The 12571-nt window shown below is 59.2% G+C and carries 12 protein-coding genes; 7 read left to right on the top strand and 5 right to left on the bottom strand.

The genetic code is table 11. The annotated features are described in order from the left end of the window. Positions 1 to 16 precede the first annotated feature (16 nt). Positions 17 to 709, bottom strand: coding sequence for a histidine phosphatase family protein (locus ACX80D_RS09450; protein WP_459322403.1), 693 nt, complete (start codon positions 707 to 709; stop codon positions 17 to 19). 280 nt (positions 710 to 989) lie between these two features. Here ACX80D_RS09450 and ACX80D_RS09445 point away from each other — a divergent pair, with 280 nt between their 5' ends. The 3 genes from ACX80D_RS09445 to ACX80D_RS09435 are packed head-to-tail and all read left to right on the top strand — an operon-like array spanning position 990 to position 3330. Then, positions 990 to 1853 carry a glycosyltransferase family 2 protein gene (locus tag ACX80D_RS09445; protein ID WP_459322402.1) on the top strand — a complete coding sequence of 288 codons (864 nt, stop codon included), beginning with the start codon at positions 990 to 992 and terminating at the stop codon, positions 1851 to 1853. Beyond that, positions 1850 to 2752 carry an endonuclease/exonuclease/phosphatase family protein gene (locus ACX80D_RS09440; protein WP_459322401.1) on the top strand — a complete coding sequence of 301 codons (903 nt, stop codon included), beginning with the start codon at positions 1850 to 1852 and terminating at the stop codon, positions 2750 to 2752. The genes ACX80D_RS09445 and ACX80D_RS09440 overlap by 4 nt, the downstream gene beginning before the upstream one ends. Next, positions 2749 to 3330, top strand: coding sequence for a hypothetical protein (locus tag ACX80D_RS09435; protein WP_459322400.1), 582 nt, complete (start codon positions 2749 to 2751; stop codon positions 3328 to 3330). Before ACX80D_RS09440 ends, ACX80D_RS09435 begins: the two co-directional genes overlap by 4 nt. Positions 3331 to 3348: 18 nt before the next feature. On the opposite strand, the gene ACX80D_RS09430 is transcribed toward ACX80D_RS09435, so the two are convergent. The 4 genes from ACX80D_RS09430 to ACX80D_RS09415 all read right to left on the bottom strand — a co-directional run bounded on the left by ACX80D_RS09430 (position 3349) and on the right by ACX80D_RS09415 (position 7331). Next, positions 3349 to 3933 carry a DapH/DapD/GlmU-related protein gene (locus tag ACX80D_RS09430; RefSeq protein ID WP_459322399.1) on the bottom strand — a complete coding sequence of 195 codons (585 nt, stop codon included), beginning with the start codon at positions 3931 to 3933 and terminating at the stop codon, positions 3349 to 3351. Between the two features lie 141 nt (positions 3934 to 4074). Continuing rightward, positions 4075 to 6135 (bottom strand): FAD-dependent oxidoreductase, encoded by a 2061-nt coding sequence (locus tag ACX80D_RS09425; RefSeq protein ID WP_459322398.1) that lies wholly within the window; start codon positions 6133 to 6135, stop codon positions 4075 to 4077. Between the two features lie 136 nt (positions 6136 to 6271). Beyond that, positions 6272 to 6883: an NAD(P)-dependent oxidoreductase gene (locus ACX80D_RS09420; RefSeq protein WP_459322397.1), complete on the bottom strand. Its 612-nt coding sequence runs from the start codon at positions 6881 to 6883 to the stop codon at positions 6272 to 6274. Positions 6884 to 6932: 49 nt separating this feature from the next. Next, on the bottom strand, positions 6933 to 7331 hold the full coding sequence (locus tag ACX80D_RS09415; RefSeq protein WP_459322396.1) for a VOC family protein: 399 nt from the start codon (positions 7329 to 7331) through the stop codon (positions 6933 to 6935). Positions 7332 to 7450: 119 nt separating this feature from the next. Between ACX80D_RS09415 and ACX80D_RS09410 the strand changes: the two genes are divergently transcribed. The 4 genes from ACX80D_RS09410 (at position 7451) to typA (ending at position 12524) form a co-directional block, all read left to right on the top strand. Next, entirely contained in the window at positions 7451 to 7996 is a 546-nt protein-coding gene (locus ACX80D_RS09410; RefSeq protein ID WP_459322395.1) for a DinB family protein, read from the top strand. 229 nt (positions 7997 to 8225) lie between these two features. Continuing rightward, a complete protein-coding gene (locus ACX80D_RS09405; RefSeq protein WP_459322394.1) occupies positions 8226 to 10058 on the top strand; it encodes an ABC transporter family substrate-binding protein in 1833 nt (610 codons plus the stop codon). A gap of 25 nt (positions 10059 to 10083) precedes the next feature. Beyond that, positions 10084 to 10428 (top strand): hypothetical protein, encoded by a 345-nt coding sequence (locus tag ACX80D_RS09400; RefSeq protein WP_459322393.1) that lies wholly within the window; start codon positions 10084 to 10086, stop codon positions 10426 to 10428. 179 nt (positions 10429 to 10607) lie between these two features. Then, a complete protein-coding gene (gene typA / locus ACX80D_RS09395) occupies positions 10608 to 12524 on the top strand; it encodes a translational GTPase TypA (protein WP_459322392.1) in 1917 nt (638 codons plus the stop codon). Positions 12525 to 12571 lie beyond the last annotated feature (47 nt).

The raw sequence follows: 12571 nt of genomic DNA, 5'->3' as shown, positions 1-12571 counted from the left end.
TCTAGGCCCAAGAGGTTCATGGCGCCTGTTGCCCAGCGCCGCCGCCCACTGGCGCGTCTCCTGCATGAACGCCCTTTGAGAGCCACGAAAGATCACCCGCATCTGTGTTCATCGCATGCACGCTGGGCCGGCCAGCTCCGTAGCGCACGATCGAAATGGAGGCCGGTCCCACGTTGATGCGCTGAAAAAGGTCAAGGTGCATGCCGAGGGCGTCAGCCAGGATTGACTTGATAATGTCACCGTGACTTACCGCCGCCCACACAGCTCCTGGACCGTGCTCGGCTTCGAAGGCAGCATCGAGACGTCGGATGGCGGACACGCTTCGAGCCTGCATGGCAGCCATGGATTCACCGCCAGGAAATACGACGGCGGATGGTTGGGACTGGACCACTGGCCACAAATCCTCATTTGCGAGTTCACTCAGCAGTCGGCCCTGCCATTGACCGTAATCACACTCGATGAGATCGGGCTCAAGCGGCGCGTAGGGCGATCCGGATTGGCGGTCTCGAATGAACTGGGCGGTCTGCTGACAACGTTCAAGCGGGCTCGACACCACCCCGGCCAGAGGCACCGGCGCGAGCCTTTCGCCGGTTCGAGTCGCCTGATCCTGCCCCAATGCATCCAGACTGACGCCGGCAGCACGGCCAGCCAGGAGCCCAGTTGCATTCGCTGTGGTGCGGCCGTGCCGCACAAGAATTACTGTTGCCATTCGCCCAGCCTAACCATCCGCCGTCGAGCATCCCAGCCCAACACCCGATTATCAACAACGTCATTGCCAAGGACAGTGGCCCCTCAATGATCCTGAACCGTCCTGACAGCGAGGACACATTCTTGCGGGTCGCGGATCGGAGATCACCTGATCGGGCTGGACGGTAGATTTTCCGTTGGTTCCAGCAGTACGGCCCGCGGCTGACAATCCCGTGCTGCAATAGGACACCCGCGGCTGACAATGCAGCCGCCTCTGCCCCAGAGACGATAACCTAGAGTCGATGAATATCGAATCGCAGCCCGAAGCTGAGGTGCAAGAAGTGCTCGCTGACCAGCCGCATCAGGTCTCCCGGTTCGGCATTTCTGTAGTTATACCGGTCAAGAACGACAGCCTGCTCTTGGCCCGGTGCCTGGAAGCGCTGCATGCACAGTCCATGAGAGCCGACGAGATTATTGTGGTGGACAACGGTTCAACCGATGACTCGGCACTCACCGCAACTCTCGCTGGAGCAACGGTCATCGGCTGCTCCGAGCCGGGTATTCCGGCAGCAAGCTCCCGCGGTTACGATCATGCGAGCGGAGATCTTATTCTTCGTTTAGATGCCGATTGTTTGCCATCATCGTCTTGGATCGAAGATATAGTGACAGCTTTTCAGGACAACCCAGAGACCTCCGTGCTGACAGGCCCGGCACGGTTCATTGACGGACCGGCGTTTCTACGTAGACCGTTGGCCTTCATGTATCTCACGGCCTATTCGCTTGCAGCGATTCCAGCTTTGGGACACCGGCCGCTTTTCGGCTCCAATCTAGCCATGCGCCGCGAGGCGTGGGAATCGGTGAGTGGCTCGGCGCATCGGGACGATTGCGAGATCCATGATGACTTGGATCTTTCCTTTCACCTAGGGGAGCGCCATCGTTTGGTCTACTTGCGGTCCGCTGCCATGGGCATGTCGATGCGTCCCTTTTATAGCGCGCGCGCTTTCTTGCGCCGGACATACCGAGGGTTCCGCACGGTCATGATTCACTGGCCGGATGATTTTCCTCCACGGAGGTGGCGCAGGCTGGCTGCAGGTAGAAGTCTCAGTTCTGGACACAATGGTTCTGGACACAACGGTTCTGGACACAATGGTGAGGCGCGCCTATGAGCCAAGGCAGCGGTGGAGACCGTCACGGAGTCGAAAGTAAACACGGTGCCGAGGATTCTCCGCCACCTAAAATCCTGATTGGCAAAGTGCCCGCGCCAGCCCTGCACGTCATGAGCTGGAATATTCGACGTGAAGTCCCTGAAATCCTCACACGGCTCGCCGACCGCTGGCAGCAGCGAGCACCGCGACTCCGTTCACTTCTTCACGGAGAGCAGCCAAGCCTCATCGGTATACAAGAAACATTGCCTGCCCAATCTGAGTTTGTCCAAAGATCTCTCGGCCCCATGTATCGAGCTGTGGGCCATGGCCGTGGACCTCACGGTGAAGGGGAAAGCTGCCCGCTGATTTTTGACTCCGGCAGGCTCAAGCTCTTGGACTGGGAACAAAACGCACTCTCTGATCAGCCCACTCAAGCGGGTTCGCGATCGTGGGGAAACATCATTCCCCGCATTGTCGTGTCCGGGATCTTCCTAGACCGCGCAACGGGGGCTCAATTTCAGGCCATCAACACCCACCTCGACCATCTCTCCGGACGCTCACGCCTGACTTCTGCCCGGGCCATTGCTCACCTGGCCGCAGTCAGGGAATTACCCACGGTAGTCACCGGTGATTTCAATGCCGATGCGGGCTCTCCGCCGCTGCTCGAACTGCTCTCTGGCGGCGGATTGGTTGATGCTTGGGACGCCGCGCAGAACAGGGTCAGCGAAAAGTGGGGCACTCTAAATTCGTACCGTGAACCGCGTCTGAACAGGCCGCGTATTGATTCGATTCTGCTTTCCGCCGATACCCGAGTGTCACAGGCTGGTATTAATGCCAACCGCCACCTCGGCGGATGGGGATCAGACCACCTTCCCGTTCACGCCGTGGTCCATTTTGAACAGGGCGGAGGCGGGCAGTGATTGAGAATTTTCTGCGCCGTCCGCAGGGAGCAATGGATTTAGCTGCAGAGGTTCTTCGGTGCTTTGCTGTGCTGAGTGCGGTGCTCGCCGCGGTATTTCTGGAGCCGAGCGACGCCGGGATTATTGCCTTTGCCTTACCCGGGTTTGTGGCCCCGCGTTTTTTGGGAATGCGCGCCGGGATGGACATGTTTTTTGTTGGCTCGCTGTTGATTGCGGCATGGAGCAACATTTTTGATCTGTACACCAGTATTGGCTGGTGGGATCTGGTTGTTCACTTAGTGGGCAATGGGGTGATCGCTGTTGCTTTGTTCTTGTTGCTGGCTCGGGGGAATATTGTTCCGGATCCGCGATCCACCACTTTTACCAAGCCCGCCGGGATTGTGCTGACAGCCATGATTGGGTTGGCCCTCGGTGCCCTCTGGGAAATGGTGGAGTGGCTTGGCAAGGCAGCGGTTAGCGATCAAATTTTCACCGCCTACGACGACACCATTGCTGATATGGCCATGGGGGGACTGGGGTCGCTTGCCGCAGGATTTGTGGTGGCTTATGTTTCGCTGCTCAGAAAACAAGCAAGCTAGCAGAGCTAGCAGAGCTTGTTAGCCTTGGGGCACCGTGCCGACTTGTTTTGCCGGGACACCGACGACGACGACTCCTGCAGGCACGTCCTTGGTCACCACTGCGCCTGCTCCAACCACAGCCCCATCGCCGATGCTCACTCCCGGCAATACCGTGACGTTGGCCCCGAACCATACGCCTTTGCCGATCACCACGCGGGCCGGATGCATATCGGCCCGGCGGCTCGGGAGCATGTCATGGTTCAGCGTGGTGATGACGGCGTTGTGGCCGATCAGTGAACCTTCACCAATGTCGATTCCGCCCTGATCCTGGAATCGGCAGCCGCTATTGACGAACACGTTTTCGCCGAAGCGAATGTTCTTGCCGAAGTCAGCGGAGAACGGTGGGAAGAGCATGAAGGACTCGGGAATTTTGCTCCCGGTCAGTTCACTCATCAGGGAGCGGACTTCTTCGGGGGAGTGGTAATTGCCGTTGAGCTCGGCAGTGATGCGCAGCGACTCTTGGCTCGCTGCATGCATCGCCGCGTGATGCGGCGAGCCGCCGGGAATGCTTTCCCCGGCGTTGAGTGCGGTCAGCAGTTCTTCAAGTCCCTGAATTTTGGCCATATGCTCACGATAGCGTGGACAGCTCTGCGCTAGGAAAGAAACGCTAGGCAAGAAACCCCGTTTGCGGGCGAAGAGTGACAACAACGCCGCCCGTGTCGTTTATCGAAACGGGCGGCGTGGTTGGTTCAGCGTGGAAAAGCGTTAGAGCTCGGTGGTGACGTTCCACGAGGAGTGAATAGCGCCGTGGATGTAGTTGACTTCTCCTGCGTCTCCGATGACGTCCGCGGTGAAACCAGCCGCTCGCAATTCACTGGCCAGAGGTGCCGCAGCTGTGGTTCCGTCTGCGTAGACCACCATGTCGGCCGGGGCAGAGAAGGTAGCGTCTCCTTCGGTCCACTCGACGCTCTTGGGCGTGATGCGATCGATTGAGACATTACGGTGAATCTTCACGCCGTGCGATTGGGCATCCTTCACTGCGCTCCAACGCCGCGGCATGGCCAACGGCAACCCCAGCTGCTGACTTTCGTGCAACAGGGTGACACTCCGCCCACGTTCGGCCAAGAATTCGGCAAGCTCCAGACCCACCAAGGAGCCACCAATGACCACAACGTCCTTGCCCATAGGCAACCAGTATTTGGTGAACTGACGGACGAACTCGGGGCTCTTGGTTACCCCGGACAGCCGGCCCAGCTTGCCGAGTGTGCTCAATACCGCGCCAGCTTCCTGCGCTGTCGCGGTGCCGAGCATCATGGCTCGCAAGGTGTCACCGGTTTGCACGTTGGGCGGGTCTCCACCTGGGAAATCAGGCTTAGGACGCACGGCGCCGGTAGCCACGATGACGTGGTCTGGATTCAGTGCGCGGATGGATTCAACCGTGGCCAAGGTATTGAGCTTGACCGCAATGCGCAGGCGCTTGACCTCGGACTTGAACCAGCGCAAGAGCCGTTCGTTGTCCGGGGTGGTCATGGTGGAGAACCACATGGTGCCACCTAGCCGGTCGGACTTGTCCACCACTGTGACCCGGTGCCCACGTTCGGTGAGCACTCGCGCACTTTCCAAGCCAGCAGGTCCGGCGCCCACAACAACAACGTGTTTCGAGGCGGAGGCAGGCTTCAGCGGCAGCAGCGTTTCATTGCCGAGGGCAGGGTTCACCGCACAGAACGGTGTGTCATCGAAGAAGTTCTCGGCAACGCACAAGTAGCAGTTGATGCACGGGCGCACTTGCTCCGGCTTGCCCGCGCGGAGCTTATTCGGCAACTCTGGATCCGCGAGCAGCTGCCGGCCCATCGCAGCAAAATCAATCCTGCCCTCGGCAATTGCCTTCTCCGAGATGTCCTGGAGCATGCGCCCAACAGCGATCACTGGAACAGAAACATGCTTCTTGATTTCGGCTGCATTCTCGAGGTAGGCGCCAACCTTGCTTGGTAGCGGACCGTCGGTGAAGTTATCGAAGGGGTTCCGGCCCCAGCCGGTGACATGTATTGCATCGGCGCCGGCCTGCTCGAACAATGCGGAAGCTTCGATGGCTTCAGCCAGGGTCAGGCCACCAACTTGTCCGTATTCTTCGCCCGCAACACGGACTAAAATAGCGAGGCTATCGCCAACTCGAGCCTTCACAGCCTTAATGACATCGCAGGCTAACCGGGCCCGGTTGGTCAACGATCCACCGTATGCATCGGTGCGCTTGTTGTCACGTTCGTTGAGGAAAACACCCAGGATATAGCCGTGTGCCGCATGGATTTCAATGGCATCGGCGCCCGCCTTAGCAATGCGTTCAGCAGCATCGGCCCACGTGGTGACGAGCCAAGATATGTCTTCGGCGCTCATCTCTTGGTATGTGGCCTGCTTCCCGCCGGTTGCCGCACCCATCTTGCCAAGTTCGGTGGGGGTGCTGTCGGCCAACGCTGACATGTTGTAGCTGTAGTCCGGTTTGCTAGGTGCCAGCAGAGCACGGCCATTTGCTGTGTCAACGCGGGCCACCTTGCCGTGGTGAGTGGACTGCACACACAGTTTGCTGCCTGTCTTATGGACGGCGTCAGCCAGCGCCTTCAACCCGGGGATGAATTTGTCATCGGAGAGTCCCGGCTCTTTCATTGACGCTGCACCGAAAGGGAAAGCGATGGCACAGGCTCCGGTGATGATGAGGCCCGCGCCGCCCGCAGCCCGCGCCACGTAATGATCGATCTCGCTCTGCTCGATTTCGCCATGTTCGGACACATTCATGTCCATTGCAGGCAGAACAATGCGGTTCGCTGTACTCATGGGGCCAATGTGCCCGGAGGCCATTAGGTGAGGAAAAGTCTTGGTGTTCATAAAATCATCATAGTGTCCTGTGGACATTAAAATTTGACGGCGACGATGTGCTGATCCTGCGTGCGTGTCCGGGAATCAGCCCCACTCAAGCGCTGACGCCAAGAGCCTGGCCAATAGTGGAGTCGTCCTCGAGGATTTCTAATAGACAGGCGGCGAGGTCAGCGCGCGGAATTGATCCGCCTAGACGCGCCGGGTTCGTCACCTCGAAGGCTTTCCACGTTCCGGCCGCCGGCTTATTGGTCAAACCGGTGGGGCGAACCAGTGTCCAGTCCAGCCCCGCACTGGTGACTGCCGATTCCTGCGCATTGTGGTCCGCCAAAGGTTTCGCGAGTAAAACAGTCATGATCGGGCGGAGTAGAACGGGCAATTGCTTAGCTGAATCTCCGGCACCCAGCGAGGATTGCACCACGATTCGCCGGGATCCGGTTTTCTGCATGGCAGTAACTATTGTCTGGGTGACCGCAGCGCGATGATTGCGGACGCCTTTAGCTGCGCCAACGGTGATCACCACGGCGTCGGCTCCGGCGATAGCCTCTGCAACCACGGAAGGATCGTTCGCGTTACCCGCCACCGCACGGGTGCCGGGTGGCGTGAGGCCACTGCGTGAAACCGTGGTCACCTCGTGGCCTGCTCGATGCGCCAGCGTTGCCAGTTGAGCTCCGGTGCCTTGCGAGCCGCCTATGATCGTGATCTTCACGGATATCCTTCTTTGGAATTCACACGTGCCACTTGGCACTGGGTGAAGTTTACCCGGGCTCCTGTGCCGAACCTTCTGCTGCGCTCAAAGTGCGCAACACACAAAACTCGTTCCCCTCAGGATCGCCCATGACCACCCACGTGTGCGAGCTTCCCTGACCGATATCCACTCGGGTAGCGCCCAGCGCTTCCAGCCGGGCGACCTCGGCGAGCTGATCATCGGGGCGCAAATCAAGGTGCAACCTGTTCTTGACCGACTTTCCTTCGGGAACTTTCAAGAACAGAAGATCCGGCAGGATTCCAGCTTCCGGGCTGCCGGCGGGAGGTTGCAGCGCCACTTCCACGCCGTCGTCGAAGGTAATGCTCCAGCCCAGCGCCGCGGCCCAGAAGTGGGCTATTGCGGACGGTGAATCGGAATCAATGGAAAAGTTTTCTATGCGTGAGGCCATGGCGCCATTCTGCCCTCCGGCGTGGGCGTTGACCAGCCCCGGGCGCTGACCAGCCCCGAGCGCTGACCGGGCCCAAGGGTTGACGCGTGGCGGGCTGAGTGGTGTGCAACAGTAATCACATGAACCACATACACGAGATGAACCCGCGCACCCCTGTCATGCCGGATGTCCGGACTGGCCCGCCGTTCATGGCGGGGGAGCGGGAATCGCTGGAGGCCTGGCTGGAGTTCTACCGCATCACTTTGCCGATCAAGATTGGCGGGCTCACTGCCGAGCAACTGTGCCAGGCCGCCGTTCCGCCGTCGAACATGAGCATCGCGGGGGTGGTTCGTCACCTGAGCGATGTGGAGCGCTACTGGTTCTCAAACACGGTGGCCGGGACCGATCAGCCCGCTCGTTACAAGGCGGAGGATCCCGATGCGGACTTCAGCGGTGCCACTGAAGCCACGGCCCTAGCCGACGTTGCTGCCTACAGCCAGGAGCTGGATCACTCACGTGAAGCTGCGGCGAGTGTTACCGATCTCGATGCCGCGCTGCCGGGGATCCGGCACGGTCAGCAACTGAATTTGCGCTGGGTGTACACGCACATGATTGAGGAATATGCCCGCCACTTGGGCCATGTGGATCTGCTGCGCGAGTGCGTTGACGGGGTCACCGGATACTAGCTTCTCCCTATTAATGGTCGACGCCGGAGATCACCTTGGGTGATTCAGCCGCGGTCAGCGCTGAGATACCCCGCGCTGAGATACTGCTGTGGTTCGGCTCCCGTCCAGACCGCTGCGGTACCCTAGCAAACAGAATTATTCCCGGGACCGGCTCCAAGCCTTGCTCAACGCCTTGCTCAAAGCCTTGGCGTCCCGGAGGTCATGTTGAAGCGAAGAACCTGGAGGTGGAATGCGGCCCGGACGCATTTCCAAAGTATTGGCTGCCGCTGCAGCCTTGGCCATTGCACTAAGTGCTTGTACCGGAACACCCCCTGCACCCGAGGAATCTAGCGCCCCTCCCACGGCAACTGAGGGTGGCAATGTCACGGTGCTCGAAGCAGCGCCGTTCACCTCTTTCAACGCCGCCAGCGTCACCGGACAAACTGCTACCAACACCCGGATTGATGTGGCCACCCACTCCGGGTTCAACACCGTGGGCAGCGATCTGAAGATCGTGCCGAATGAGCAGTTCGGCAGCTATGAAAAGGTCAAGGACAACCCTTTGACCGTCAAATACACCATCAATGACGGTGTGCAATGGTCCGACGGCGCACCGGTCACCGCCGATGACCTGATGCTCCAGTGGGCTGCTTTATCTGGCTGGTATAACGATGCCATCTTGGATGAGAGCTTTTCCATCATCTCTGGCACGGCCTATTTTTCTTCGGCTGGTGACCACTCCGGACTGGCAAAAACGCAACGGCCCGTCATCAGTGACGATGGAAAGTCGCTCACCCTGACGTACACCACACCCTTCTCCGATTGGGAGACCGCGTTGGGCTCTACGGTGTCCATTCCGGCACATATTGTGGCCGTTCGGGCAGGCTTGGCCGACGCGCCGGCCCTGTCCAGTGTTCTGCAGAGCGTGCAACAGGGGGACCCGTCCAAGCAGGTGCCGCCGGATCCGACCCTGCGGAAAGTGGCTGATTTTTGGAACACGGGCTTTGACAGCCGCAGCATGCCCAACCCGTCACTGGCCCTCTCTAACGGTCCCTACCTTGTCAAGGGCATCACAGCAGATCAGGAACTGGTGCTGACCCGCAATGCCGACTATGCCTGGGGAGAGATACCTAAGCTCGATACCCTCACCGTCAAGTACCAGTCCGATCCGGACAAGCAGATTGCGGCCCTCCAAGCTGGCACTGCCGATGTCATCTCGTTGGGCGCTACACAGGTTTCAGAAGCACGGGTTAGCGCCCTGAAAGCACTGGAGAAAGACGGTACGCAGACTCAGCAAGGTCTGGGCCTGGGTTTCGACCAAGTGGTGCTGAACTTCAAGGGTGTCCTAGCCTCGCAGGAACTGCGCCAAGCATTCCTGCACACGGTGCCCCGCCAAGAAATCATCGATCAGGTAGCCCAACCATTGGTAGCTGTAGCTGATGCCGAAACCAAGGCTGAAGTGCTCAATTCATTTGTCTTTCGGCCTGAGCAGGCGCCCTATGGGGAGTCTGCGGGCAGCAACGGCACCAAGGAATTTGATCCGAACCTGGTGCGAACGGAAGGGATTGAGCAAGCGAAGGAATTGCTCGACGGCGCCAAGCCCACTGTTCGCATCCTCTATAACCAAGACGATCCCGAACGAGTAGCCCAGTACCAATTGATCGCCTATTCTGCGGCCACTGCTGGTTTTACTGTGACGGATGCTGGAAAAAATGCCAAAGACTGGGTTGCGGCCTTGAAGTCAGGCGCCTTTGACGTGGCACTCTACGGCTGGACCAGCAACCCCACTGGCTCGGTTCAGGTGCCACAGATTTTCAGGACGGCGGCTGCCTCCAACTTCAACAATTTCTCCAACACGGTGGTGGATCAGCTCACCGAACAACTGGCGCTGAATCCCGACGATGCCAAGCAGAATGCCCTGAAGATGCAGATTGACAAGCTCGTCGTTGAAGCCGGTTACGGGTTGCCGTTGTTCCAGCGCACCACCTTGAGCGCGTCCGGAAAGCACGTCACAGGGGTGGCACATTCACCGCTGGCAAGTGGGCCGTGGCACAGCCTCGCCGCATGGGCCTACGTCAAATAGTTTAATCGCTAATTATCGGCCTCCTTTGAACAGCTCGCTCTCGGCTTTGGGCAACGCAAGGGTACTCCTGTTGGCGATCATCGGTGGGAGCTTCACCCGTAGACTGCCTCCACCACCGGCCAACGGCGACAAGAACCTCTCCCGTACGCGCAACAGTGTCCTTGGCGGCTGGGTCGGCTTGGGCCTGGTGCTGGTCGGTGCCCTTGCGATCCTGCTCTTTGCTCCCCGAGGCCGGGAATTCGATGTGATCGCCATCCTCCCCATGATTGTGGCGGTCCCGAACAAAGCACGACGGCGAAAGGTGACCTTAGTCACGGGAGGTGCCTGCCGCCGTCGTACTTTATCCGGGAAAACGGGCGGGATTGCCTAGGGAGGCCAGTTTGGCGTGTTAGAAAACATGCCCACAATGGGATAAAGTGGGTAGGCCGCATTTGGCACTTCGTCTAGAATGGTGTTATCTGCCGATAATCGCGGCCAACCATCAATGTGACTTTCTGCTTTAGCCCTTCCGGGCCTGCAGCCGGGCCCAACTGAAACGAGTCTTCACGCATGAGCGATCTTTCCCTCAATACTGCCTCGCGCAATGACCTGCGCAACGTCGCCATTGTGGCGCACGTTGACCATGGAAAGACCACTCTGGTCGATGCCATGTTGCAGCAAACCCACGCCTTTGCCTCTCACGGTGACGTTGCTGAGCGCGTCATGGACTCCGGTGACCTGGAGCGCGAAAAGGGCATTACCATTTTGGCCAAGAACACCACCGTTGCTTACAGCGGACCTTCGGCTAACGGCCTGGCCATGACCATCAACGTCATTGACACCCCCGGCCACGCTGACTTCGGTGGCGAGGTTGAGCGCGGCCTGTCCATGGTTGACGGCGTTGTTCTGCTTGTTGACGCTTCTGAAGGCCCGCTGCCTCAGACCCGCTTTGTGCTGCGTAAGGCACTGGCTGCAAAGCTCCCCGTTATCCTGTTGGTCAACAAGACCGACCGCCCCGATGCTCGCATCGATGAAGTTGTTGCCGAGTCCATGGACCTGCTCTTGGGCTTGGCCTCTGACATGGCTGACGAAGTTCCTGACCTGGACCTCGACGCCGTTTTGAACGTTCCGGTTGTTTACGCATCCGGCAGGCTGGGACGCGCCTCCACCGTGCAGCCTGAGAACGGTGCCGCCCCGGACAGCGAAGACCTTGAGCCGTTGTTCAAGGTCATCATGGACCACATTCCGGCCCCCACCTACAACCCGGAAGGTGTCCTGCAGGCGCACGTCACTAACCTGGACGCTTCCCCGTTCCTGGGCCGTTTGGCTCTGCTGCGTATCTTCAACGGCACCCTGCACAAGGGTCAGACCGTTGCTTGGTGCCGCCAGGATGGCACGGTTAAGTCTGTCAAGATCACCGAACTGCTCGCCACCAAGGCACTGACCCGTGTTCCGGCTGAGTCTGCTGGCCCGGGTGAAATCGTTGCTGTTGCCGGTATCGAAGACATCACCATTGGTGAAACCCTGACCGACATTGACAACCCGCAGCCGTTGCCGCTGATCACGGTTGACCCGCCGGCCATCTCCATGACCATCGGTATCAACACCTCCCCGATCGCCGGCCGCGTCAAGGGCCACAAGGTCACCGCACGCCAGGTCAAGGATCGCCTCGACAAGGAACTCGTTGGTAACGTTTCCCTGAACGTTCTTCCCACCGAGCGTCCCGACGCCTGGGAAGTACAGGGCCGTGGCGAATTGGCACTGTCCATCCTCGTTGAGCAGATGCGTCGCGAAGGCTTCGAGCTGACCGTTGGTAAGCCGCAGGTTGTTACCAAGATGATTGACGGCAAGGTTCACGAGCCGATGGAACACATGACCATCGACGTACCCGAAGAATACTTGGGTGGCGTAACTCAGCTCTTGGCAGCTCGCAAGGGCCGTATGACCAACATGGCCAACCACGGTACCGGCTGGTGCCGCATGGAATTCGTCGTTCCCGCCCGTGGTCTGATCGGTTTCCGTACGCGCTTCATGACTGACACCCGCGGTGCCGGTATCGCAGCTTCCATCTCCGAAGGCTACGAGCCGTGGGCCGGCCCGATCGAATACCGCACCAACGGTTCCATCGTGGCTGACCGTTCCGGCGTGGTTACTCCGTTTGCGATGATCAAGCTCCAGGAGCGCATGAACTTCTTCGTGCAGCCCACCTCAGAGGTCTACGAGGGCATGATCGTCGGCGAGAACTCACGCTCCGATGACATGGACGTGAACATCACGAAGGAAAAGCAGCTCACCAACATGCGTGCAGCTTCCTCGGACACCTTCGAGAACATGACGCCGCCGCGCAACCTCACCTTGGAAGAGTCCCTCGAATTCGCTCGCGAAGACGAGTGTGTTGAGGTTACCCCTGAGGCAGTTCGTATCCGTAAGTTGATCCTCAACGCCGGAGACCGCGCCAAGCAGTACCGCTCACGCGCCAAGAACTAGTAGTTCCTACAAAAAACCCGTCTCAGCTCTGCTGGGGCGGGTTTTTT

It is taken from the genome of Arthrobacter sp. Sr24, assembly GCF_054511175.1.
This window is presented reverse-complemented; position numbering and strand designations above follow the sequence as displayed.